General features: G+C 53.8%; 26 protein-coding genes. 11 read left to right on the forward strand and 15 right to left on the reverse strand.

Features of this window, described 5'->3' with window-relative positions; all coding sequences use genetic code 11:
• Positions 1 to 203 precede the first annotated feature (203 nt).
• Positions 204 to 1520, forward strand: coding sequence for a gluconate transporter (gene gntT, locus CTZ24_RS05370; protein WP_021182351.1), 1317 nt, complete (start codon positions 204 to 206; stop codon positions 1518 to 1520).
• 40 nt (positions 1521 to 1560) lie between these two features.
• Here the strand turns inward: gntT and CTZ24_RS05375 are convergent, their stop codons facing one another.
• Together CTZ24_RS05375 and CTZ24_RS05380 are read right to left on the reverse strand one after the other, a co-directional pair.
• A complete protein-coding gene (locus CTZ24_RS05375) occupies positions 1561 to 2643 on the reverse strand; it encodes a malate/lactate/ureidoglycolate dehydrogenase (protein WP_208725006.1) in 1083 nt (360 codons plus the stop codon).
• 106 nt (positions 2644 to 2749) lie between these two features.
• Entirely contained in the window at positions 2750 to 2995 is a 246-nt protein-coding gene (locus CTZ24_RS05380) for a hypothetical protein (protein WP_021182353.1), read from the reverse strand.
• 259 nt (positions 2996 to 3254) lie between these two features.
• On the opposite strand from CTZ24_RS05380, the gene CTZ24_RS26965 reads away from it, so the two are divergent.
• From CTZ24_RS26965 to CTZ24_RS05395, 4 genes are all read left to right on the forward strand, one after another.
• The gene (locus tag CTZ24_RS26965; RefSeq protein ID WP_017346848.1) at positions 3255 to 3338 is read left to right on the forward strand and encodes a small membrane protein YohP; all 84 of its coding nucleotides are present in this window, start codon (positions 3255 to 3257) and stop codon (positions 3336 to 3338) included.
• Positions 3339 to 3965: 627 nt separating this feature from the next.
• The gene (pagP, locus tag CTZ24_RS05385; protein WP_369758259.1) at positions 3966 to 4538 is read left to right on the forward strand and encodes a lipid IV(A) palmitoyltransferase PagP; all 573 of its coding nucleotides are present in this window, start codon (positions 3966 to 3968) and stop codon (positions 4536 to 4538) included.
• Between the two features lie 150 nt (positions 4539 to 4688).
• On the forward strand, positions 4689 to 4898 hold the full coding sequence (gene cspE, locus CTZ24_RS05390) for a transcription antiterminator/RNA stability regulator CspE (RefSeq protein WP_006118399.1): 210 nt from the start codon (positions 4689 to 4691) through the stop codon (positions 4896 to 4898).
• Positions 4899 to 5246: 348 nt separating this feature from the next.
• Positions 5247 to 5672 carry a GNAT family N-acetyltransferase gene (locus tag CTZ24_RS05395; RefSeq protein WP_021182355.1) on the forward strand — a complete coding sequence of 142 codons (426 nt, stop codon included), beginning with the start codon at positions 5247 to 5249 and terminating at the stop codon, positions 5670 to 5672.
• On the opposite strand, the gene CTZ24_RS05400 is transcribed toward CTZ24_RS05395, so the two are convergent.
• A complete protein-coding gene (locus CTZ24_RS05400) occupies positions 5656 to 7011 on the reverse strand; it encodes an aminotransferase-like domain-containing protein (protein WP_021182356.1) in 1356 nt (451 codons plus the stop codon). The genes CTZ24_RS05395 and CTZ24_RS05400 overlap by 17 nt on opposite strands.
• A 128-nt stretch (positions 7012 to 7139) precedes the next feature.
• On the opposite strand from CTZ24_RS05400, the gene CTZ24_RS05405 reads away from it, so the two are divergent.
• The 6 genes from CTZ24_RS05405 (at position 7140) to tatE (ending at position 11925) form a co-directional block, all read left to right on the forward strand.
• Positions 7140 to 8099 (forward strand): ABC transporter substrate-binding protein, encoded by a 960-nt coding sequence (locus CTZ24_RS05405; protein WP_021182357.1) that lies wholly within the window; start codon positions 7140 to 7142, stop codon positions 8097 to 8099.
• Positions 8100 to 8101: 2 nt separating this feature from the next.
• Positions 8102 to 8896: a deaminated glutathione amidase gene (locus CTZ24_RS05410; protein WP_208725498.1), complete on the forward strand. Its 795-nt coding sequence runs from the start codon at positions 8102 to 8104 to the stop codon at positions 8894 to 8896.
• Positions 8897 to 8916: 20 nt separating this feature from the next.
• Complete coding sequence (locus CTZ24_RS05415) at positions 8917 to 9804, forward strand: ABC transporter substrate-binding protein (protein ID WP_021182358.1); 888 nt, start codon at positions 8917 to 8919, stop codon at positions 9802 to 9804.
• Entirely contained in the window at positions 9801 to 10760 is a 960-nt protein-coding gene (locus tag CTZ24_RS05420; RefSeq protein WP_036624417.1) for an amino acid ABC transporter permease, read from the forward strand. Before CTZ24_RS05415 ends, CTZ24_RS05420 begins: the two co-directional genes overlap by 4 nt.
• Positions 10757 to 11527, forward strand: a complete 771-nt coding sequence (locus tag CTZ24_RS05425) for an amino acid ABC transporter ATP-binding protein (RefSeq protein ID WP_021182360.1) — start codon at positions 10757 to 10759, stop codon at positions 11525 to 11527. The genes CTZ24_RS05420 and CTZ24_RS05425 overlap by 4 nt, the downstream gene beginning before the upstream one ends.
• Positions 11528 to 11721: 194 nt before the next feature.
• Positions 11722 to 11925, forward strand: a complete 204-nt coding sequence (gene tatE, locus CTZ24_RS05430; RefSeq protein ID WP_021182361.1) for a twin-arginine translocase subunit TatE — start codon at positions 11722 to 11724, stop codon at positions 11923 to 11925.
• Positions 11926 to 12026: 101 nt separating this feature from the next.
• On the opposite strand, the gene lipA is transcribed toward tatE, so the two are convergent.
• From lipA to lptE, 12 genes are all read right to left on the reverse strand, one after another.
• Positions 12027 to 12992, reverse strand: coding sequence for a lipoyl synthase (gene lipA / locus CTZ24_RS05435; protein ID WP_021182362.1), 966 nt, complete (start codon positions 12990 to 12992; stop codon positions 12027 to 12029).
• 176 nt (positions 12993 to 13168) lie between these two features.
• The gene (lipB, locus tag CTZ24_RS05440) at positions 13169 to 13822 is read right to left on the reverse strand and encodes a lipoyl(octanoyl) transferase LipB (protein WP_021182363.1); all 654 of its coding nucleotides are present in this window, start codon (positions 13820 to 13822) and stop codon (positions 13169 to 13171) included.
• Positions 13823 to 13891: 69 nt separating this feature from the next.
• Positions 13892 to 14155, reverse strand: coding sequence for a DUF493 family protein YbeD (ybeD, locus tag CTZ24_RS05445; RefSeq protein WP_013508247.1), 264 nt, complete (start codon positions 14153 to 14155; stop codon positions 13892 to 13894).
• Between the two features lie 93 nt (positions 14156 to 14248).
• On the reverse strand, positions 14249 to 15460 hold the full coding sequence (dacA, locus tag CTZ24_RS05450; protein ID WP_021182364.1) for a D-alanyl-D-alanine carboxypeptidase DacA: 1212 nt from the start codon (positions 15458 to 15460) through the stop codon (positions 14249 to 14251).
• A gap of 127 nt (positions 15461 to 15587) precedes the next feature.
• Positions 15588 to 16679, reverse strand: a complete 1092-nt coding sequence (gene rlpA, locus CTZ24_RS05455) for an endolytic peptidoglycan transglycosylase RlpA (RefSeq protein ID WP_021182365.1) — start codon at positions 16677 to 16679, stop codon at positions 15588 to 15590.
• A 10-nt stretch (positions 16680 to 16689) separates the two neighbouring features.
• The gene (mrdB, locus tag CTZ24_RS05460; RefSeq protein WP_036624753.1) at positions 16690 to 17802 is read right to left on the reverse strand and encodes a peptidoglycan glycosyltransferase MrdB; all 1113 of its coding nucleotides are present in this window, start codon (positions 17800 to 17802) and stop codon (positions 16690 to 16692) included.
• 8 nt (positions 17803 to 17810) lie between these two features.
• A complete protein-coding gene (gene mrdA, locus CTZ24_RS05465) occupies positions 17811 to 19715 on the reverse strand; it encodes a peptidoglycan DD-transpeptidase MrdA (RefSeq protein ID WP_021182367.1) in 1905 nt (634 codons plus the stop codon).
• Between the two features lie 33 nt (positions 19716 to 19748).
• Positions 19749 to 20219, reverse strand: a complete 471-nt coding sequence (gene rlmH / locus CTZ24_RS05470) for a 23S rRNA (pseudouridine(1915)-N(3))-methyltransferase RlmH (RefSeq protein WP_013508252.1) — start codon at positions 20217 to 20219, stop codon at positions 19749 to 19751.
• 3 nt (positions 20220 to 20222) lie between these two features.
• Entirely contained in the window at positions 20223 to 20540 is a 318-nt protein-coding gene (gene rsfS / locus CTZ24_RS05475) for a ribosome silencing factor (protein WP_036624423.1), read from the reverse strand.
• A 201-nt stretch (positions 20541 to 20741) separates the two neighbouring features.
• Positions 20742 to 21386, reverse strand: coding sequence for a nicotinate-nucleotide adenylyltransferase (nadD, locus tag CTZ24_RS05480; RefSeq protein ID WP_208725007.1), 645 nt, complete (start codon positions 21384 to 21386; stop codon positions 20742 to 20744).
• A complete protein-coding gene (gene holA / locus CTZ24_RS05485) occupies positions 21379 to 22410 on the reverse strand; it encodes a DNA polymerase III subunit delta (RefSeq protein WP_208725008.1) in 1032 nt (343 codons plus the stop codon). The genes nadD and holA overlap by 8 nt, the downstream gene beginning before the upstream one ends.
• Positions 22407 to 23003 carry an LPS assembly lipoprotein LptE gene (gene lptE, locus CTZ24_RS05490; protein ID WP_021182372.1) on the reverse strand — a complete coding sequence of 199 codons (597 nt, stop codon included), beginning with the start codon at positions 23001 to 23003 and terminating at the stop codon, positions 22407 to 22409. Before lptE ends, holA begins: the two co-directional genes overlap by 4 nt.
• Positions 23004 to 23013 lie beyond the last annotated feature (10 nt).

Raw genomic sequence — 23013 nt, forward strand, 5'->3', positions numbered from 1 at the left:
GTAAAAAGTTGATCACCTTCTCAAATCCGAAATTCACCTGGCGCGGCAGGTGATTTCTTCATCGTGTTACCCTTAACATGATACCGGTAACAAGATGCGACGCTATGTAACAACATATCAAACGCTGCTTTATCCATCGTCCTCAGGACTTATCACAACAAACCGCTGCCGGTGAAAGATCTGGCAAAAAGTGGAGAAAAATTATGCCATTACTCTACGTGGCTATCGGGGTGGCGTTATTGCTGCTGCTGATGATTCGTTTCAAACTGAATGGGTTTATTGCGCTGATTCTGGTGGCGCTGGCCGTCGGTATGATGCAGGGCATGCCGGTCAACAAAGTGATTGGATCGATCAAAACGGGTGTCGGCGGCACGCTGGGTAGTCTGGCGCTGATCATGGGTTTTGGTGCCATGCTGGGCAAACTGCTGGCTGACTGTGGCGGGGCGCAGCGCATTGCGACCACGCTGATCGCTAAATTTGGTCAAAAACATATTCAGTGGGCGCTGGTACTGACCGGTTTTACCGTCGGTTTCGCACTGTTCTATGAAGTGGGCTTTGTGCTGATGCTGCCGCTGGTGTTCAGCATCGCGGCCTCAGCGCGCGTTCCATTGTTGTTTGTCGGTGTGCCGATGGCGGCTGCGCTGTCTGTCACCCACGGTTTCCTGCCGCCGCATCCGGGGCCAACCGCCATTGCCACCCTGTTCAATGCTGACATGGGTAAAACGTTGTTGTTTGGTACCCTGCTGGGCATTCCTACCGTCATTCTGGCGGGACCGGTGTATGCACGTTTCCTCAAAGGCATTGATAAACCCATTCCGGAAGGACTGTGGAACCCGAAAACCTTCAGCGAAGCAGAAATGCCGGGTTTTGGTGTCAGCGTTGCGACGGCTCTGGTACCGGTGATCCTGATGGCTCTGCGTGCGGTGGCGGAGATGGTACTGCCGAAAGGCCATGTGGTGCTGCCTTACGCCGAGTTCTTTGGTGATCCGATCATGGCAACGCTGATTGCGGTGTTGATTGCGATCTTCACTTTTGGTTTGAACCGTGGACGTAGCATGGATGAGGTGATGGGCACGCTGAGTGACTCGATCAAAATCATCGCGATGATGCTGCTGATTATTGGCGGTGGCGGGGCATTTAAGCAGGTGCTGGTGGACAGCGGCGTGGATAAATACATCGCCAGCATGATGCATGAAACCAATGTCTCTCCGATTTTTATGGCGTGGTCCATTGCGGCTGTCCTGCGTATTGCGCTGGGTTCTGCCACCGTGGCGGCGATTACGGCAGGCGGTATTGTGGCTCCGCTGATTGTCACCTCCGGTGCAAGCCCGGAATTGATGGTGATTGCCGTTGGCTCGGGCAGCGTGATTTTCTCCCACGTCAACGATCCGGGATTCTGGTTGTTCAAAGAGTATTTCAACCTGACTATCGGTGAAACCATCCGATCCTGGTCAGTGCTGGAGACCATCATTTCGGTCTGCGGTCTGGTGGGTTGTTTGCTGCTGTCGATGGTGATTTGATGTGGAAACGCTGAGGCGTTAAGCCTCAGCGTGGGGCGGCCTACTGCGCCAGGGCGCGGAACGCCGCCAGCTCATCTTCAGGCATACCTGCCTGCAATGCCGCCTGGCAAATTTTTTCCCAACTGTTGCTGTCGAGCGGAATGCCGTCGCGCTCACGTTCCAGACGATTACTCTCTTCCCATTCGCCCGGCACCTGAATCGGGGCATCGCCACTTTGTGGTGAGCGTTTCACCCAATTGAGGAAAGCCTCCGCTTCCTGCTGCATCGCCGGGGCATCGAAGGCTTCCGGGTTGACGATGATGGTGGTCATGCAGTTGAAGATGGCGTCATGACAGGTCACCAGCGTCTCTTCATGGGTGGTGCGGCCACCAGAGAGCGCACCGCCGAGGATTTCACACATGGTCGCCAGCGCATAGCCTTTATGCAGGCCAAATGGCAGCAGTGAACCATACGGCTCCTGATGCATCACGCCCGGTTCGGTGGTGGCTTTGCCCTGATGATCGATGAGATAGCCTGCGGCTACCTGCTGCTCTTTGTTCCAGGCGACACGGGTTTTACCGAAGGCAATGCCACTGGTGGCGAAATCCAACAGCAATGGTTTGCCATTGCTTCGTGGGAACACGGCGCAGAACGGATTGGTACCGAAACGGCGGTCGCTGCCGTTGAATGGCGCCACCATCGGGTCGCCCGCGACGTTGACGAAGTGAAAAGAGACAAACCCGGCAGCCGCACACTGTTCCGCCCAGTGACCAATACGTCCGATATGGTGTGAATCATGCAGGCCCACAGCAGCGATACCAAATTTACTGGCGCGTTCAATCCCCAATTGCATCGCTTCCCATGCGGCAACCTGACCAAAGCCGTTATGGCCGCTCAAGGTAATGACTGCGCCAACATCCTTTTCGATAGTGGTGTGCTGGTTAAGTTGTAAAAAGCCCTGCGAGAGCGAAACCATATAACTGGGAATCATGCCTACGCCATGCGAATCGTGGCCGGCCAGATTTGCAGCGACCAGATGATCGGCCACCAGTCGTGCTTCGTCGGCGCTGCTGCCAGCATGCAACCAGATAGCCTGCACAAACTGATGAAGAGGGGAAGACGGAATACGATGAAGGGCACTCACGCGGTTGATCTCCTTGAAAAATGGAGACTCCATCCTGCGACGATTGCGTAATAACGGCAAGTGAGGATTATGCAAAGCAAAGGGCCACAAACCGTGGCCCAAAAACTCAGTGCGGTTGTTCAAATCCCGCTTTTACCATTTGATCTCGCAGCGCGCGAGTAATCTCACGGTTACCACCGGTGACAGGATAAATGACATTGTTGACGACATCGTCAAGATAATGCTCTTTAAACTCCTGCATGGTGAGCTGCGTGCCACCTTCATCGTTTATGGCAATGCTGCCACTGATATGATTGCCATAGTCCTTTGCCTTAAGGCTATAACGTCCCATGCTGGTATTTATCGTGCTCATAGAATCTCCTTGTTACTTAGGCAGTGATAACAATTGAGGCCTGCTACAGGCGCTGTAAGTTTAGACAGTGCTGAGGCGGAGAACGAAGCGGCAAACTTAAGAAAAATCTTCAGCTGCGATCCCGGTCGCAGAAATAATCTTCAGGTAAACGAAACGACAGCAAGATGGCGTGACAGGCATCGCACCTGGCAGCAGGGGTAGAATTTTCATCTATACTGGAGTGAGCAGGCGCTATTTATGACGTAACAAGGAGCTGAAAATGAAAATAATCCTGTGGATCATCGCTATCATCTTCATTGTTGGACTCTTGACGATTACTGGCGTGTTTAAATTGATTTTCTGACGCTATCTGGCACCTGCGGGTGCCGCTTCAGACTCAATCTGCATTGGTGAATGCCGCAGGAAAAGTACGAGGTATCGGCAGAACCACATCCCGCAGATTTAGCGGTTTGCGGCAGGCAGCACAGCAGGCTCCGTGATGCTGCTCTCGGGTTAGCTTGGTACCGTTCAATGTATAAAAGAATCGTGCGCATCCACAACGGCTACAACGGATAGTCATCAGCATTCCTCCTCATCTCCTTCCTGGAACCCTGAGATTTATCTCATTCCCCGCATCAGTTCAAACAATAAATTTCGTTAATTTATTTACGTTATCAACAATCAAATTCAGCTTGCTGAAAATTAAGCAATTTTAAGCAATTGCCAACAGGGCAGGAGTGCACATTTTATCAATGGCGATAATGCTGGTTTCGTTTATCTCTTGTTCCAGTTATCTCATCGCATTATCGGTAACATGCCCCTTCATGCGTCTGACCATGCAGACGATCCCTGGATCAATCCAGATAATGCCTGGAGAGTATCAGGTCCATTTTTATTATGCTTTTCAGGTAATAGCATTAATTTTGGGCAGATTTCAGATAAGTGCCTGATGTCTTGCCATCATAAGAATTGTGTTACAGGAATGATTGTTGTGAATCGGTACGTTTCTACAGCCTTTGCCGGCTGTTTTTTGATCGTTGCGGGCGTTTCTTCTGCTCAGGCTGACACCACCACGCAGGCTATCAAGTCTGGCTGGAATACTTTCACTGACAATGTGGCCCAGACATGGTCGCAGCCACAAAACTATGACTTCTACTTGCCTGCCATTACCTGGCATAACCGCTGGACCTATGATCAGGAACATATCGACAGGTACAATGAGCGGCCCTGGGGCGCTGGCGGTGGTATTTCTCGTTGGGATGACAAAGGGAACTGGCATGGCCTCTACCTGATGGCGTTTAAGGACTCATTTAACAAATGGGAACCGATCGGCGGATACGGTTGGGAAGCTACATGGCGTCCTCTGAGGGATGATAATTTTCACTTTGGCGCAGGCTTCACGGCCGGTGTAACGGCCAGGGATAACTGGAACTATATCCCGATTCCGGTTTTGTTGCCGATGGCTTCAGTGGGATATGGGCCTGTTACCTTTCAAATGACTTATATTCCAGGTACTTACAACAATGGAAATGTCTATTTTGCCTGGTTGAGATTTCAGTTCTGACCTGGGAAGACGGATGAAAAGTGTAAAGGCTGACGAAAAAGGCGATATTTATCACTTTTTCATCAATTCGCACTGGACAAATGTCACCGCAATTGCTGTACTAGGCGCCGACACAGTTTAGTGTCCATTTTTCATGTAAAGGTAATATAGATGTCCAAGATCAAAGGTAACGTTAAGTGGTTTAATGAATCTAAAGGATTCGGTTTCATTACTCCTGAAGATGGCAGCAAAGATGTATTCGTACACTTCTCTGCTATCCAGAGCAACGGCTTCAAAACTCTGGCTGAAGGTCAGCGCGTTGAGTTTGAAATCACCGACGGCGCTAAAGGCCCATCTGCTGCTAACGTTATCAGCCTGTAAGTTAACACGCAGAATTCTAAAAACCCGCCTTCTGGCGGGTTTTTTTATGCCTGCCACCAAATAATGGCCCAGGCAATGATGGCGAAACTGCTGATGGTGATTGCCAGCATTTCATCCATTGTACGGGGTATCATACTCTTCATGATTTCTGCCTCCTGTAAGCTCCAGGTCAGGATGGCAAAGCAATATTAACGCATCCTTAAGCCCTGATGACAGGCGCATGATAGGGCACGATCTGCGGGATAACTCACAGATAATTCTCGTAACATCCCCATAACAATCCTTACTTGCAGCTTTTTTGCTGACAACGCTATATAACAGCTGGAAATGGATTAATGAGGAGGCTGGATGAACATACGTCAGGCACAGGCGAAAGACAGTTTTGCTCTGAGTGCCCTGCTCACTGAACTGGGTTACGCAGGTACGGAAGAGTTTATTGATTCACGTTTAGCACAGCTTTCCAGCCATCCGGATGAAGTCTTGCTGGTGGCGGAGCATGGTACGCAGGTCCTCGGATTTCTCTCGCTTCATTTCATTCCGCAACTGGCGCTGGCCGGCGATTTCGCCCGTATCAGCTACTTTTGTATCGCGGAAGGTGAGCGCAGTAAGGGGAGTGGTCAGCAATTGCTTAACTATGCCGAACAACTGGCGCGTGAGCGCGGCTGCGACCGGATGGAGGTGCACTGCCACGCATCACGCCTGAAAGCTAACCAGTTTTACGCGCGTGAAGGTTATGTCGAATCCCCACGCTATCACATCAAAGATCTGGGTTAAGGTTAATTTCCCGTCCGGATGCAATCACCAGCGCGTCAGCAATACTGTCAAGTTGTTGCAAAGGGAACATGGCAGTGCTGACGCGGATAAATTGTTCGGCATTGATACTGTAACGTTCACCTGGCACGGCGGCGATTCCTCGGGCCGCCAGCGTAATCATGGCATATTGTTCTGACGCTACCGGAATATACAGGCTCAGGCCATCGCGATCGGTCAGCGCCAGCCCGCGTGCCAGCAGGGCGTTCAACAACTGCTGACGACGTTCACGATAGATTGTTTTCGCCTGCGCCACTTGCTGCTGGGTGGTGGTGTCTGTCAGCATCCACGCCACCGCATCCTGCAAAATTCGGCTGGTCCAACTGACGCCGAAGTTACGCCAGGCCTGAATACGCTTCACCAGTTCTGCGGGGGCGGAGAGTACGGCCAGTCGCAAATCCGGGCCATAGGCTTTGGAAAACGAATGCACATGCACCACGCGTTCAGGAAAGTGGAAACCCAGGCTCCACACCGGCCAGCGTGACAGATCACCAATTCCGTCATCCTCAACGATTAGCGTTTTGCTATTGGCTAACACGCGCGCGAGTTCAGCGCTGCGTTGCTGCGTCACGGTATGCCCGGTGGTCGAATGGGTGCGGGGTTGGTAGATAAACATCGCCGGGGATTTATGCAGGTGTGCGGCTAAGGCAGAAGGGATGGGTCCCTGTTCATCGCACGGCAGCGGCAGAATTTCTGCGCCAATGTTGTCCAGCATATCCAGCAAACGGGTTGCGGTGGGATCTTCGAGCACCACCCTGTCGCCAGGCGACAGCAGCGTCTGCACGATGACATTCATGGCATCAAAACCGCCATCCGTCGCCAACCATGACTCCGCCGGGTAGGGCCAGCGCGGCTTAATCGCTGCCAGCAACTGCGGTGAAATGGCTTCACGATGGTAACTATTCAACTGGGGTGATTGAATGCCTGCCAGCATCGCTGCATGCAGATTCGGCAGCAGCGCCGGATCGGGGGAGGCCATCGCCAAATCTGCCTGAATGTTATCGCCGTAGTTGCCGATTTTCTCAAAACGAATCGGTCGCGGCATCACCGTATTACCGCACACCCAGACGCCGCTACGCCCTTTACCCGCCAGCACTTTTTGTTTTTTTAACTGTGACCAGGCTGCTGAGACTGTCGCCGGGCTCACTCCCAGCAGTTCCGCCAGCTCGCGCACCGCGGGCATTTGCATACCTACGGCAATCTGACCATCGCGAATTAAGGTGGAAGCGGTGAGCGTGATGCCCTTTACCGACGCATCGGTAATTTGCGCGCTGAACCAGTCGATATCTACCGTTTGCGTCATAAGAAAAACCTTTGTTCAGTAACAAAGTATTTATTGTTCAGATTAGTATTCCCGATTTAGTATCAAATTCAAGCACTATTTGCTGAATAACTAAACGCAGCGTGGCTGCACACGGGGAAACGACGAATATGGTAACCATCAGACTGGCGGTTCGTGACTGGGATTACTTCACACCGCTGGCACTCGGCGACATCAAGCCGGAAGGATTTCAGCTGGAAATTGACCGCGTCGGCACGCTGGTTGATAACCTTGGCACCAGCGAAAAATATGACGCGGGTGAAGTCTCGTTCAGCCGTTATGCCCAGGCGCGTGCCAAAGGTGATACCTCGCTGCTTGGTCTGCCCCATTTTCTGATGCGTGGCTTCCGCCAGCGCTGCATCATCACCACGGCGGATAGCCCGATCACGACGCCGGCCCAGCTGAAAGGGAAGAAGATTGGTGTCACCGGCTGGCAGGACTCCGGCAATACCTGGACACGCACCGTACTGCGCGAAGCCGGGGTCGGCATTGATGACGCATACTGGTTTGCGGGCCGTCTGACGGCGGATCATCCGATTGTTGATCGTCTGGCAGGTTTTGGGCGTCCGGGACGCATTGAAGTGGCTCCGGGTGAACGTCCTCTGATTGAACTGCTGAAAGCCGGTGAGCTGGATGCCGTCTTCACCCCCTTTATGCCGGAAGGTTTCTTCCTGCCGGGATCGGGCCTGCGCCAGTTGCAGCCGGATTTCGCCAGCGCCGAGCGTGATTACTTCAACCGTGTGGGCTATGTCCCGGGCATCCATATTCTGGCAATGAAACCGGCGCTGGCAGCGGAACATCCGTGGCTGCCGCAGGCATTGAGTGAGATTATCGATCGTTCGTACCAGCTGTGGATGAAGAAACGCGAGAAATATGCCGACACCACGCCGTGGTTACTGGATGATTTGCGACGTACCGCGCAGGAATTACCGGCCGACTGGAATCAAAACGGATTTACCGCTAACAAAAAGATGATTGCGGATTTCGCCAGTGAGCTGTTCGAACAGGGCTTAACCAAAACATTGCTGACGCCGGAAGCGATTTTCCCGGCGGCGGCTCAGGGGGAGTGATGATGAAAGTTGCGATGGGACAATTTGCGGTCAGCCGCGAATGGCAGGAAAACACCGATATTTGCATTGGTTTGATGAACAAAGCGTTGGCGGGTGGCGCGGATTTGCTGGTGCTGCCGGAAGGTGTGCTGGCGCGTGATATCGCCGACCCGGATCTGGTACTGAAAGCGGCGCAACCGCTGGATGGTCCGTTTGTCACACAACTGCTGGCCGCCAGTAAAGGCAATAATCTGACGACCATGATGAGCGTGCATGTCCCGACTGAAGGACAGAAAGCGCTGAACGTGCTGATTGCTATCCGCAATGGCGAAATCATTGCCGAATACCAAAAACTCCACCTTTACGATGCTTTTGCCATGCAGGAGTCACAACGCGTCAATCCTGGTCATGTCATACCGCCGCTGGTTGAGGTTGCCGGTATGAAAGTGGGCCTGATGACCTGTTATGACGTGCGCTTCCCGGAGCTGGCACGCCGCCTGGTGCTGGATGGTGCTGATGTACTGGTGCTGCCCGCAGCCTGGGTGAAAGGGCCACTGAAGGAGATGCATTGGGAGCTGCTGACCACCGCCCGCGCGCTGGAGAATACCTGCTACATGGTAGCGGTAGGCGAATGTGGCCCGCGCAATATCGGTAACAGCCTGGTGATTGACCCACTCGGCGTGGCGATTGCGAAAGCGCCTGAATCAGCGGCATTGGTGTTCGCCGACCTCGATCCACAACGTATCGCTTACGCACGCAGCGTTTTGCCGGTTCTTGAGAACCGCCGTTTTGCCCGACCTGAATTGAATACACACTGACAGCACTGGGAAACTCGAGCATGAAAAAAATCACAACCGCAATCGCGCTGGCTTTAGGGCTGACGGCATCGTTCGCCCAGGCTGCTGACGCTATTCCAAGCCAAAAAGTGGATCAGGCGCTGCATGACCGTCTGCCTGCTGAGATTAAAAGCGCGGGCAAAATGATCGCCGTGAATAACGGATCTTTTCCTCCGTATGAGATCGTCAATGGCCCGCACTCAATGGACGGTGCATCTGCCGATCTTGCCAACGCGCTGGGTCAATTGCTCGGGGTGAAAATCGAACATGCGACCGTCAGCGGCCTGTCTGGCGTGCTGACCGGGATTAACTCTGGTCGTTACCAACTGGCGATTGGTCCGATTGGCGATTACCCGGACCGCCAGGAAAAAGTCGACTTTATCGATTTTGTGCAGGAGTTTGTGGTGTTCGGCGTGCAGAAAGGTAACCCGGCGAAGATCAATGGTCTGGAGGATACCTGCGGCAAGCGTATCGCGGTGATGGCGGCGGGGTCTGCTGAACAGGTGATCCGCAAGCAATCCGATGCCTGTGTGGCGGCGGGTAAACCGGCGGTTGTGGTGCAATCCTTTACCGATCAGCCTTCTTCGATTCTTGCCGTGCGTTCAAAACGTTCTGATGCCTTCTTCTCATCACAGGCACCGCTGACGTACTTCGTTGAGCAGGCGAATGGTCAGTTGGAGTTGTCCGGCAAAGGCCAGAAAAACGGCTTTGGCGATATCTTCCAGGGCACCGTTGTGCCGAAAGGTTCTGAGTTAGGTAACGTGGTGCTGGATGCTTATAAGGAGCTGTTCAGCAACGGGACTTATGCAGCCATCATGAAGAAGTGGAAGCTGGACGGAAACATGTTGCAGGCACCGGGGCGTAACCTGGCGAAAGGGGCGGCAAAATGAGTTTGAACACCAACGATTCGCGAGCCAGGGATAAGGCCGACGTGCAGCAGCGCGACGTGGCTTTTGCCCGCAGCGCGCCCACATATGGACGCTGGGTCTCATGGATTGTGGTGCTGGTGATCGCCTCCAACTTTCTCTGGCTGGTGGCGACCAACCCAAACTTTGAGTGGTCCGTGGTGTTGAAATGGTTCACGGAAGCCTCGGTATTGAAGGGGTTGCAGGTCACGCTTGGACTGACGGTGGTGTCGATGATCCTCGGCACGTTGTTGGGTCTGCTGTTGGCGGTGTGGCGTCTGTCGGAGAACAAACTGTTAAGCGGCATCTCATCGCTCTACATCTGGTTTTTCCGCGGTACGCCGTTGCTGGTGCAATTGATCTTTTGGTACAACCTGTCAACGTTGTTCCCGACGCTGTCGATTACCGTTCCCTGGACCGGTATTACCTTTGCCAGTTGGAACACCAATGATCTGATCACCCCGTTAACCGCAGCGATTGCCGGGCTGGCATTGAACGAAGCGGCCTATATGGCGGAGATCATTCGTGCTGGTTTGCTGTCGGTGGATAACGGCCAGGTGGAAACCACCCAGGCCTTTGGTATGAGCCGGACGCGGGCACTGCGTCGCATCATTATTCCGCAGGCGATGCGTTCCATCATTCCACCGACCGGCAACCAGCTAATCAGCATGATCAAAGCCACCTCGCTGGTGAGCGTGATTGCGATGGGCGATCTGCTTTATTCGGTGCAGGCGGTGTACAACCGTACCTTTGAAATCATTCCGATGCTGATGGTGGCGGTGATTTGGTATCTGATCATCACCTCGATTCTGAATGTCGGTCAGTCGGCGATCGAACGTTACTATGCTCGCGGAACCAAACGCACGGTGGTCGCGCCCAAACGCCGCACACAGGGCGAGGATATCGGTCGTGGTGCCCTGGTGCAGAAGGAGGATGTATGAGTCACGTTCAGCCGCTGGTGCGCGCCCGCAATGTGCAGAAAAGTTATGGTGACAATGAGGTGCTGAAGGGCATCGACCTCGATGTGTTTCCGGGGGAAGTGGTGGTGATCCTCGGGCCGTCGGGTTCGGGTAAATCGACCTTTCTGCGCTGCATTAATCATCTGGAAGATATGAACGCCGGTTCAATCATGGTCGGTGAGGAACAAATTGGCTATGAGCTGAAGAAAGGTATTTTGCATCGCCTGTCGCCACGCAAGATTGCCCACCAGCGCCAGAAGATTGGCATGGTGTTTCAGCAGTTCAATCTTTACCCGCATATGACGGTGTTGCAGAACATCATTGAAGCGCCGATTGGCGTGCACAAGTTTCCGCGTCAGCAAGCGTTACAGCATGCCCGCGAGTTGCTGGCTACCGTGGGGTTAAGTGATAAAGCCGATGCCTGGCCGCGCCATCTGTCGGGTGGTCAGCAACAGCGTGTGGCGATTGCCCGTGCGTTGGCAATCAAACCCGCGCTGATGCTGTTTGATGAACCCACTTCGGCACTTGATCCTGAGCTGGTGGGTGAAGTACTGGCAACCATGCGCACGCTGGCGGATCAGGGGCTGACGATGATTGTCGTCACCCATGAAATTGGCTTTGCTCGTGAAGCCGCTGACCGGGTAGTATTTATGGACGGTGGCGTTGTGGTGGAGCAGGGCAGCCCGGAGCAAGTGATAGGTAATCCGCAGCACCCGCGTACCCAGGCGTTTTTGAGCCGTTTTATCTGATCAAGGATTGGGGACACCCTGTAGCGGTGCGATTTATCGCGCAATATCCGGTGCACGATTTATTGCGCGATAAATCGCGCCGCTACAAATGTGTGCCGTCCTGATCTTAATCTGTTACAGATTGCAGTTGAGCCGCTAAGCTTTCTGCGCGTAAATAACAGTCACCGTTTTTCGCTAAGGTTGAAAGGTTAATTATGGAAGGTATCAGTATTGCCAAACTGCTGATCATCGGTGCTCTCATCGTACTGCTCTTTGGCACCAACAAGTTACGTTCACTGGGTGGCGATCTGGGTTCCGCAATCAAAGGCTTCAAAAAAGCCATGAAAGATGATGAATCCACCGCAACCAAAAGCACTGCTGAAGAAGCACCAGCAGAACGTGTCACCCATAAAGAGTAATCTTTACGGTTAACGTCAATAAGTGTAAAAATTTATTACGTTATAAAAAAACCAGACTGTCGCCAGTCTGGTTTTTTGTTTTGTGTCGCGCCGCGACGAATTTACTTCACTTCCAATCCTTTAGCCTGCATGTCTGCATGGTAAGAGGAGCGCACAAACGGGCCACAGGCCGCGTGGGTGAAGCCCATTGCCATCGCTTCTTCTTTCATCTCATCAAACTCTGCCGGGCTGACATAACGCTGTACTGGCAGGTGGTGACGACTTGGTTGCAGATACTGACCCAGCGTCAGCATGGTGACGCCATGACGACGCAGATCGCGCATCACTTCAATGATTTCTGCATTGGTTTCGCCCAGACCGACCATCAGACCGGATTTGGTCGGCACGTTCGGATGCGCTTCTTTAAACCGTTCCAGCAGCTTGAGTGACCACTCGTAGTTCGCACCCGGACGCACCTGACGGTAGACGCGTGGCACGTTTTCCAGATTGTGGTTGAACACATCCGGTGGGGTGGCGGTAAGGATTTCCAGCGCACGATCCATGCGACCACGGAAATCGGGTACCAGAGTTTCAATCTTAATTGACGGGCTTTTTTCGCGAATGGCACTGATGCAGTCGGCGAAGTGCTGGGCACCGCCATCGCGCAGGTCATCGCGGTCCACTGAGGTGATAACCACATAACGCAGCGCCATATCGGCGATGGTTTGTGCCAGTTTTACCGGCTCGTTGGCATCAGGGGCATTCGGGCGACCATGTGCCACGTCGCAGAACGGGCAGCGACGGGTACAGATAGCCCCAAGGATCATAAAGGTAGCGGTACCGTGGTTAAAACATTCTGCCAGGTTAGGGCAGGACGCCTCTTCACAGACCGAATGCAGGCCATTCTTGCGCATCGCAGCCTTGATGCCCTGAATACGGCTGGAATCCGCAGGAAGTTTGATCTTCATCCACTCCGGCTTACGCAGAATCTCCTCGCGTTCGGTGACCACGGTTTTCACCGGAATCAGCGCCATTTTGTCGGCATCGCGATACTTGACGCCACGTTCCATCTGAATTGGTTTACTCATAAATCTGCAGGTTCCGGTCGGGATTGCGATTTGAAAGCTTCCTCACTCAAACTGAGAACCAGGCTTTCAACTTTATTTGAAAAAATTGCAAAAATTATATCATCTCGCAGCGCGGGAATCAGCCGCTGTGTATGCCGTTAGGTTACAAAATTGTAAATCCGCACTGACGGACAAGGTCAACCCGGCACATCGGCATTTAACCACTCACTTTGTGCAAAACCCGTCAAACGGGCAAAGTGTTGCACCAGGCGCGGTTGCACATCAGCGGTGGTCACGCCGGGCTGAAACTGTCCCAATTGCGCCATGCGCATCCCGGCATAACCACAAGGGTTGATACGCAGGAAGGGGGCCAAATCCATCGCCACATTCAGGGCCAGACCGTGGAAAGAGCACCCCTTACGGATGCGCAAACCGAGCGAACAAATCTTCTCTTCTCCAACGTACACGCCGGGCGCATCGGGGCGGGCGTGCGCGGTGACGCCGTAATCGCCGAGAGTGGCCACCACCGTCTCCTCCAGCGCCGTCACCAACTGGCGAACGCCCAGTTTGCGACGTTTAACATCAATCAGCACATACATCACCTGCTGACCTGGCCCGTGATACGTCACCTGACCACCACGGTCGCTCTGAACCACAGGAATATCGCCGGGCATCAGCAAATGTTCGGCTTTGCCTGCCTGACCCTGAGTAAACACCGGGTTGTGCTCCACCAGCCAGACTTCATCCGGGGTGTCACTGTCGCGTTGATCGGTAAAGCGGTGCATGGCGTCAGAAATGGGTTGCCAGTCGCGCTGACCCAGTTGACGAACAAGAAGCGTATTGGCTGACAAAACGAAGTCCGGTAGAGAAGTGAGAGGAAAAGTATAACGCTGGCAAAGAACCCTTTGCCAGCGTCAGCATTACAACACCATACGTACGATATCGATATTGCCCAGTTCTTCGTACAGGGTTTCAACCTGTTCAATGTGGGTGGCGATGATGGTGATGGAAACGGAGTGATAATTGCCTTTGCTGCTTGGCTTCACATCCGGCTTGTAGTCGCCAGGCGCATGACGCTGCACCACTTCAACCACTTGATCAACCAGCTCCGGTTGCGCCAGACCCATCACTTTATAGGTAAAGGGGGTAGGGAATTCGAGCAGTTCATTCAGTTTGGTTTTCATATTGACTCCGGTGCATAAAAACAGGCTCCCGCCGGGGCGGGAGCAATAATATTAACTTATATAGGGGCAAAGTGGCGTTTTTTCAATCGCGCCTTAGCCGAACCAGTGGTGGAACATCAGTTTGATGTAATCGATGATGCGACTGATGAAACCGCCTTCCTGGACTTCGTTCAGCACCACCAGCGGGCGCTGTTCAATGGTTTTACCATCCAGCTGGAAGTTGATGCTGCCCACCACCTGGTTTTTCTGCAACGGTGCGTGCAGCTCGGTGTTGTTCAGCACGTAGCTGGCTTTCAGATCTTTCATACGGCCACGCGGAATGGTCAGATAAGCATCTTTTTCCACGCCAAGCTGGACGCGATCGCTGTTGCCGAACCATACCGGCTCGGAGGCAAACTCTTTACCGGCCTTCAACGGTGCGACGGTTTCAAAGAAACGGAAGCCCCAGGTCAGCAGCTTTTTGCTTTCGGTTTCACGGCCTTTGTAGGTATGACCTCCCATCACCGCAGAGATCAGACGCATCTGGCCTTCGGTAGCAGATGCCACCAGGTTATAACCCGCCGCATCGGTATGGCCGGTTTTGATGCCGTCAACGTTCAGGCTGGTATCCCACAGCAAGCCGTTACGGTTCAACTGACGGATGTTGTTAAAGGTGAACTCTTTTTCGTGGTAAACCGCGTATTCATCGGGTACGTCACGAATCAGCGCCTGACCAATCAGCGCCATATCGCGGGCTGAGCTATACTGGCCGTCTGCATCCAGGCCGTGCACGGTCTGGAAGTGGGTGTTTTTCAGACCCAACGCCTGAACGTAGTTGTTCATCAGGTTAACAAACGCATCCTGGCTACCAGCGACATAATCCGCCATCGCCACGCAAGCATCGTTACCGGATTGCAACACAATACCGCGCGTCAGCTGCGAAACCGGTACGCGATCGCCCGGTTTCAGGAACATCAGTGAAGAACCTTTAAACACCGGGTTGCCGGTGGCCCAGGCATCTTTACCCACGGTGACGATGTCATCCTGATGGATTTTTCCTGCTTTTACCGCCTGACCAATGACATAGCTGGTCATCATTTTGGTCAGACTGGCCGGGTCGCGGCGTGCATCGGCGTTCTTCTCGGCCAGCACTTTGCCCGAGTTATAGTCGATCAGCACATAGGCTTCAGCATCAATGTCCGGCACGCCCGGAATCATGGTTTTGAGGTTTACATCATCCGCGAAGGCGGCATGGCTGAGAGAGAGGGCGACCAGTGATCCCACTGTCAGGCGTTTCAGAAAACGAGAAGGTTTCAGCGTATTCATGTTCAGGACTACAACATCCGTGGGTTTAGAGTGAAAAAAGTGCCTTACTATAGCAAACACCTGATCTGGCGGCATCTTGCTTTGCAAAACTGTTGTAACCAGGCATAACTATGCCTGGTGGGTATTATCACATTCCGTTACGGGAAGTGGTGATAAAAGAACTCATTTGTGCTTCGTTGCTCAGACGCTGTTGCAGCGCTGCCGCTTCGGTACGGGTTTTAAAGCCACCCAGTTGCACGCGATAAACGTTACCGTTGGCTTCAACGAAACCCTGTACGCCAAAACGGTGACCCAGGCTGGCGGCTAATTGGTGCGCGCGGGCGGAATCATTGAGGGCGCCGACCTGCACCACATAACTGCCTGCGCTTGCCGGTGCGGATGAGGCCGCTACCGGTGCCGCGGCAGCAGGGGCTGGGGTCGGTGTTGCGACCGTCGGTTGCGGTTCGCTGCCTTCCAGCACGCCACTGGCTAGTGGCTGAGGTGCGCCAAGGAAACCGTTACTGTGAACGGGCGCACCCATGTTGTCACTGCTTTGCAGGGTGTTGTTATCGACCGCACGGACATCCTGCGCGGGCGGTGCGCTGACTGCGCTGGTGCTTCCGCCCATCATCACCGTACCGCCACCCAATTCTGGGCGAGCGGGCAAGGCGTAGCTCTGCTTCGCTACCGTCGTGCCGATGGTGCCAGGACCGGACAGCGTGCCATCCGGTGCGACATTGATATAGTCAACGCGAACGCGGGTATTGTTCGAGATGTTCAGACGGTCAGCGGCGGCGCGTGACAAGTCGATAATGCGCCCTGGGGTATATGGCCCGCGATCATTGACGCGCACGACGATTTGGCGACCATTCGCCAGGTTAGTAACACGTACGTAGCTTGGCAGTGGCAGGGTTGGATGCGCGGCGGTCATGGCATCAGGATCAAAAGTTTCACCGATCGCAGTCCGATTGCCTTTGGCTTCATCACCGTAGGAGGTGGCTAAACCAACTTCGCTGAAGTTAGCGGGGTTTTTAACGATACGATAGCTTTTGCCATTGACGCTGTAATCCTGACTGGTCGACGGATTAATCGGTTCATAGCGTGGTTCCACCCCAGGAATTTCAACCACCGGGCCATTGTAGGCCGGTTGTGGTGGGGCGGTATTCTGCGGTTCCTCCTGGGAGGAACAGGCAGCCAATACCAATGATGCCAGAGCAATCCCAAGCCAGTCCTTACGCATGTGCAGCCTCTTAAACGCTTTTAGATAACATTTTTCGATGAGTATGGATCGACATCACAATGCCAAATCCGGCCATTAATACAATCAATGCCGATCCGCCGTAGCTGACCAGGGGCAGCGGTACGCCAACCACCGGTAAGATACCACTAACCATACCAATGTTAACGAAAACATAAACGAATAAAATCAACATCAAACCACCAGCCATCACGCGACCAAAAGTGGTTTGTGCCCGCGCAGCGATAACTAATCCGCGCATAATCAGCAGCAAATAAAGCACCAGCAGGACCAATACGCCAACCAGCCCCAATTCTTCAGCCAGGACGGCAAAAATAAAGTCGGTATGGCGTTCCGGTAAAAACTCCAGCTGTGACTGGGTGCCATGCAACCAGCCTTTACCGCGCAGTCCACCGGAGCCGATGGCAATTTTGGACTGGATAATATGGTAACCGGCCCCCAGGGGATCGCTTTCCGGATTGAGCAACATCATCACGCGTGCGCGCTGATAATCATGCATCAGGAAGAACCACAGCACCGGGATGAAGGCTGCCACCAGTACAACGGCGACGCCAATCAATTTCCAGCTCATGCCCGACAGGAACAACACGAACAAACCAGAAGCCGCGACCAGAATTGAGGTGCCGAGGTCCGGTTGCGCCGCGACCAGCAGCGTCGGGGCGAAAATCAGGATCAGAGCGATACCGGTATTCTTCAGGGTTGGGGGACACACATCGCGGTTGATAAAGCGTGCCACCATCAACGGCACCGCGATTTTGGCGATCTCCGAGGGCTGAAAGCGTACCACACCCAGATCCAACCAGCGTTGTGCCCCTTTACTGATCTGTCCAAAGGCATCCACCGCAATCAGCAAGATGACGCAAACAATATAGAGATAGGGTGCCCAACTCTCGTAAACGCGGGGGGGGACCTGGGCCAGCACAATCATGATCACCAGCCCCATGACAATCTGGCCGATTTTACGCTCCATCATGCCCGGGTCCTGACCACTGGCACTCCAGATAACGATGGCGCTGTAAGTCAGCAAGCCGAGGATCACCAGCATAAAAAGTGGGTCAATATGGATGCGCATCCAGATTGATCTTTTCTGCGGGCTATCATTCATGGACATTGTTAATCACCTTCATAACCAGGTGGCGTCGGCGCTGCTTCTGGCAGCACCGTATTGTTATCGCCTAACATAATGTGGTCGAGAATCTGGCGCATCACCGAACCGACAGCCGGGCCTGCGCCGCCATTCTCCAGAATCATGGTGACGGCTACGCGCGGTTTATCGTAAGGGGCAAAGGCGGCCATCAGTTTGTGATCGCGCAGATGCTCAGCAATTTTGTGTGCGTTATAGGTTTCGTTCGCTTTCAGACCGAAAACCTGCGCCGTACCGGATTTAGCCGCAATCTTATACGGCGCGTCGGCAAAACTTTTATGCGCAGTGCCGTTTGGGCGATTGGCTACGCCAAACATCCCATCTTTAGCAATCTCCCAGTAGCCGGAGTGAATATCACCAATCGGCTCATCCGGGGCCTGGCGATACGGCACCATAGTGTGACCTTCACGGGTGGCACGCAGCAGATGCGGCACTTTGATCACACCATCGTTAATCAGAATCATCAGTGCTTTGTTCATCTGCACCGGCGTTGCGGTCCAGTAACCCTGACCAATGCCGACCGGGATAGTATCGCCCTGATACCAGGGTTTCTTAAAGCGCTTCAGCTTCCAATCTCGTGTCGGCATGTTACCGGGACTTTCCTGCGGCAGGTCAATACCGGTGCGATGGCCGTAGCCAAATTTGGTCATCCACTCTGACAGGCGATCGATGCCCATATCATAGGCGACCTGATAGAAGAAGGTATCGGCGGACTCTTCCAGCGCTTTGGTGACGTTAAGACGTCCGTGTCCCCATTTTTTCCAGTCACGATAGCGCTTTTCCGAACCCGGCAACTGCCACCAGCCGGGGTCAAACAGGCTGGTATTGCGATTGATCACCCCGGCGCTGAGCGCCGAAACCGCGACATAGGGTTTCACCGTTGAGGCTGGCGGATAAGCGGCCTGTAACGCGCGGTTGTACAGCGGGCGGTTTTCGTCATTAAGCAATGACTTGTAATCTGCGCTGGAGATGCCTTCAACAAACAGGTTCGGGTCATAGCTTGGCGTTGAAACCAGCGCCAGCAGTTCACCAGTACGTGGATCGCTGACCACAACTGCCGCTCGGCTCCCGGCCAGCAGCGTTTCGATGTACTGCTGCAATTTCAGGTCAATGGTGAGGTAGATATCTCGCCCGGCCTGCGGCGATTGTTCATGCAACTGGCGAATCACACGCCCACGGTTATTGACTTCAACTTCTTCATAGCCGGTGGTGCCGTGCAATACGTCTTCGTAATAGTTCTCGATACCTAACTTGCCTATATCGTGGGTAGCGGCATAGTTCGGCCATTTGCCTTCCTGATCGAGGCGGGCAACATCGCGGTCGTTAATTTTTGAAACATAACCGACGACATGGGTGAGCGTCTGACCATAGGGATAGTAACGGCGCTGATAGCCTTTTACTTCTACGCCAGGAAAACGATATTGGTTAACGGCAAAGCGGGCCACCTGCACATCACTGAGCGCAGTTTTTACCGGGATCGAGGTAAAACGACGTGACCGTTTCCGCTCTTTCTCAAAAGCATCGAGATCGTCATCGGTGAGGTCGAGTATCGGTCGCAGATCCTGCAACGTTTGCTTCAGGTTATCGACTTTTTCCGGCACCAGTTCAGCCTGATAAATGGTGCGGTTCAGTGCCAGGGGAACACCGTTACGATCGAAGATAATGCCGCGACTCGGTGCGACCGGTACCAACTTGATCCGGTTGTCATTGGAACGGGTACTGTAATCGGCAAAACGCAAAATTTGCAGGTGGTACAAATTGACCACCAAAATGCCTGAAAGCAGGAAGATGCCGAAAAAGGCGACTAAAGCACGTCGGACAAACAGTTTTTGTTCGGCTGTGTAATCGCGAAAGGCGTTGGTTTGTAATTTCATCCGCTGTGTTTAATATCCGGTGTGGCCTGGTGTTTATTCACGATGATAAGGATGATTGGCGGTAATGCTCCAGGCTCGGTACAAGCTTTCAGCCACCAGCACACGCACCAACGGATGCGGCAGCGTCAGTGCCGACAACGACCAGCTCTGCTCTGCCGCGGCCTTACAGGCCGGTGCCAAACCTTCTGGCCCGCCAATCAACAGGCTGACATCGCGCCCATCCTGTTTCCAGCGTTCCAGCTGTTGTGCCAGCTGTGGGGTTTCCCACGGCTGTCCGGGTATATCCAGGGTCACAATACGGTTGCCTTTCCCTACGGCAGCCAACATCGCTTCACCTTCTTTTTCCAGAATGCGTTTGATGTCGGCATTTTTGCCGCGTTTGCCTGCTGTCACTTCTGTCAGTTCCAGCGGCATATCTTTCGGGAAACGGCGCAGATACTCGGTAAATCCGGTCTGAACCCAGTCGGGCATTTTGGTCCCGACGGCCACAAGCTGCAGTTTCACCGCTTAGCTCCAGAGCTTTTCCAGCTCATACAGCTGGCGGCTCTCTTCCTGCATAACATGCACAATCACGTCGCCGAGATCGACAACCACCCAATCGGCGGCGGCTTTCCCTTCCACGCCTAATGGCGCCAGCCCGGCAGCGCGTGACTCCTGCATCACATGGTCAGCGATGGAGGTCACATGGCGGGTTGACGTGCCTGTGCAGATAATCATGCAATCGGTGATGCTGGATTTGCCCTGAACGTCGAGTGCGACGATGTCCTGGCCTTTGAGATCATCAATCTTATCAATAACGAATTCTTGGAGTGCTTTACCTTGCAAAAGGTTCCCCTCAAAACAGGTGATTACGGGCAGGCTGAATGCCCTGGAAACGCAGCCAAAATATGAAGCGGCGCAGTATAGCATGTCGCGATCGGTCGGCGAAATATAGATATATTCCGCCCATCTTTCAGGTTGTCGGAAGATACGTGGCGAATATTCTCCCGGCCCAGACAGGGCGGGAATGCCCGGCGTCAACCTGAATTATTCAAGGTATAAGCCAGCACGATCGATATAGTTGATGACCGATGCAGGCAATAAATCCGTACAGGAAACGCCCAGATGACGGCGTTGCCGAATTTCTGTGGCTGAAATGTCGAAAAGCGGCGTATCGGCCAGCCAGATATGGCCAGCCGGAAGACGATGCAGTTGTTGCACATCGCGGGCGAGATGCTGATCCAGCCACTGTTGCATCTCAGGGGTGTCCATCTGCGTCGGATAGCCAGGACGCTTGCACACCAGCAAATGACACAGCGACAACAAGTCCTGCCAGCGGTGCCATTTGGATAACGTTAGCAGAGAATCCTGACCGATGATAAATCCGAGAGGCTGCTGCGCTCCGCGTTCCGCACGTAATGCTTCCAGCGTTGCCACTGTCCATGACGGTGTGTCGCGTTCCAGTTCGCGCGTATCAATGTCAAACAAGGGTCGGTCAGCGATTGCACAGCGTAACATTTCAACACGTTGCCGGGCGCTGGCTTGTGGTTGTGGGCGATGGGGGGGAACATTGTTCGGCAGCAGGGTGACTTTTTTCAGGCCGATCTGCTGCGCCAGCGCTTCAACCGGATGCAGATGCCCAAAGTGGATCGGATCAAAGGTGCCGCCAAACAGGGCATAAAGTTCAGACATCAGCAAAACTCATCGGGAAATCGCGGTGACACAGCAGCAGGGATAAGGTTTCCAGCTGCGGCCACAGATTTTGACCGTAATCCTGTTTCATCGACAGCTCAATCTCCGCCAGCAGATGAATAGCACGTTGCAGACGGCGCGCATCCAGCCGTTGTAACGCCTCCATAAACAACGCCCGCCGATTCTGCCAGATACGCTGTTGATCCATCAGGGTACGCAACGCTTGTTGCGCCTGATGGCGTTGCAAATGCAGCAACGTCAGCAGATCACGTTGCAGGCTGCGCAGCAGGATCACCACTTCGCTGTCTTCTTTCTCCAGCTGATGCAGGATGTGCAGGGCGCGTTTACTTTTGCCAGCCAGCAGCGCATCTACCCAGTGAAACGGGGTAAAGTGTGCGGCATCGTTCACTGCTTCTTCCACGCGAGGCAGCGTCAGCTTGCCATCCGGCCATAATAACGACAGCCGTTCCAGTGCCTGCGCCAGTGCCAGCAGATTGCCTTCATAACAGTAGCAAAGCAGTTGGATGGCGGCGTCGTCCACCTGAAGCTTCATCGCTTTAGCGCGATTCATCACCCAACGCGGCAACTGGGCCTGCTCGGGCGTCTGGCAGGGCACCAGCACTGCCTGAGTGCTCAGGGCTTTAAACCAGGCGCTGTTTTCCTGCGCTTTAGTCAGTTTTGCCATACGCAGCACCAGCAAAATATCGCTGTGCAACAGGCTGGCAAGTTTGACCAACTGTTCGGCCATCGCCGCATTCGGGCCATTATCCGGGAACAGCAGAGTTAAAGTCTGGCGTTGGGTAAACAGGCTGAGTGACTGACAGCTGGCGAACAAATCGTCCCAACTGGTGTGCGCATCCAGCGCCACGCTGAAATGCTCTTCAAATCCCTGAGTCGTCGACGCCGCTCGAATGGCGTCGGCGCTCTCCTGAATCAGCAGCGGTTCATTGCCGGTGAGAAAATAACAGGCGCGCAGCCCCTCACGGAGCTGCGCGCTGAGTTGTTCAGGATAGATCCTGATCATTGCAGACTGGTAGCTGACGAGGAGGGCACTTCCGGTGATTCTCCAGGGACAATGACCTCAGGTTCTGGCAGCGTGTCTTTTTGGCTTTCCTGTGCGGCATGCACCACCAGCAGCTTACGTACCAGTTGCTCGGCTGCACGTTGACGCATCTCCTGCACGATCTTGTCCTGCTCGGCATCCTTCGCCAGTGCGGCATTCGGGTTGTCGAAGAACGAACGATACACCGTGGTGCTGATCGGGTAGATCCCTTTGCCTGGCAGCAATACCTGCGCGGTGACGGTCATCACCAGCGAGTATTCCGCGGTGGTCCCGCTAATGAACACCGATGCGGTATCACGGCCCTGGCGTTCAGCACCCAGACGCAGCGTCGGAATAGTGGCGCGTGCATCTTTGGTGTCATCAACAATGCGCACATTATTCAGACGCAACTGCTGACGAACGGTTCGAGCCAGTGGACCATAGGGATCGCCGGTAGAGACGATCAACGTTTTCATTTCCGCAGGTATTTGTGTCGTACCACGCGGATGAAAACCACAGCCAGCGGTGATCATCACCGCCAGCAGGACAAACAGCCTGATAATCAGTTGTCGCACAGTTCCTCCT

The sequence above is a fragment of the Pantoea phytobeneficialis genome (assembly GCF_009728735.1).
Taxonomy (GTDB): Bacteria; Pseudomonadota; Gammaproteobacteria; order Enterobacterales; family Enterobacteriaceae; genus Pantoea; species Pantoea phytobeneficialis.

Excerpts from the sequence above, each read along its gene's own strand:
- mrdA (WP_021182367.1), bottom strand. The coding sequence starts at position 19,715 with ATGAAATTACAAACCAACGCCTTTCGCGATTACACAGCCGAACAAAAA.
- holA (WP_208725008.1), bottom strand. The coding sequence starts at position 22,410 with ATGATCAGGATCTATCCTGAACAACTCAGCGCGCAGCTCCGTGAGGGG.
- CTZ24_RS05420 (WP_036624417.1), top strand. The coding sequence starts at position 9,801 with ATGAGTTTGAACACCAACGATTCGCGAGCCAGGGATAAGGCCGACGTG.
- CTZ24_RS05410 (WP_208725498.1), top strand. The coding sequence starts at position 8,102 with ATGAAAGTTGCGATGGGACAATTTGCGGTCAGCCGCGAATGGCAGGAA.
- rlpA (WP_021182365.1), bottom strand. The coding sequence starts at position 16,679 with ATGCGTAAGGACTGGCTTGGGATTGCTCTGGCATCATTGGTATTGGCT.
- CTZ24_RS05425 (WP_021182360.1), top strand. The coding sequence starts at position 10,757 with ATGAGTCACGTTCAGCCGCTGGTGCGCGCCCGCAATGTGCAGAAAAGT.
- dacA (WP_021182364.1), bottom strand. The coding sequence starts at position 15,460 with ATGAATACGCTGAAACCTTCTCGTTTTCTGAAACGCCTGACAGTGGGA.
- ybeD (WP_013508247.1), bottom strand. The coding sequence starts at position 14,155 with ATGAAAACCAAACTGAATGAACTGCTCGAATTCCCTACCCCCTTTACC.
- CTZ24_RS05405 (WP_021182357.1), top strand. The coding sequence starts at position 7,140 with ATGGTAACCATCAGACTGGCGGTTCGTGACTGGGATTACTTCACACCG.
- CTZ24_RS05400 (WP_021182356.1), bottom strand. The coding sequence starts at position 7,011 with ATGACGCAAACGGTAGATATCGACTGGTTCAGCGCGCAAATTACCGAT.
- CTZ24_RS05415 (WP_021182358.1), top strand. The coding sequence starts at position 8,917 with ATGAAAAAAATCACAACCGCAATCGCGCTGGCTTTAGGGCTGACGGCA.
- CTZ24_RS26965 (WP_017346848.1), top strand. The coding sequence starts at position 3,255 with ATGAAAATAATCCTGTGGATCATCGCTATCATCTTCATTGTTGGACTC.
- nadD (WP_208725007.1), bottom strand. The coding sequence starts at position 21,386 with ATGTCTGAACTTTATGCCCTGTTTGGCGGCACCTTTGATCCGATCCAC.
- lipA (WP_021182362.1), bottom strand. The coding sequence starts at position 12,992 with ATGAGTAAACCAATTCAGATGGAACGTGGCGTCAAGTATCGCGATGCC.
- tatE (WP_021182361.1), top strand. The coding sequence starts at position 11,722 with ATGGAAGGTATCAGTATTGCCAAACTGCTGATCATCGGTGCTCTCATC.
- gntT (WP_021182351.1), top strand. The coding sequence starts at position 204 with ATGCCATTACTCTACGTGGCTATCGGGGTGGCGTTATTGCTGCTGCTG.
- CTZ24_RS05395 (WP_021182355.1), top strand. The coding sequence starts at position 5,247 with ATGAACATACGTCAGGCACAGGCGAAAGACAGTTTTGCTCTGAGTGCC.
- CTZ24_RS05380 (WP_021182353.1), bottom strand. The coding sequence starts at position 2,995 with ATGAGCACGATAAATACCAGCATGGGACGTTATAGCCTTAAGGCAAAG.
- cspE (WP_006118399.1), top strand. The coding sequence starts at position 4,689 with ATGTCCAAGATCAAAGGTAACGTTAAGTGGTTTAATGAATCTAAAGGA.
- mrdB (WP_036624753.1), bottom strand. The coding sequence starts at position 17,802 with ATGAATGATAGCCCGCAGAAAAGATCAATCTGGATGCGCATCCATATT.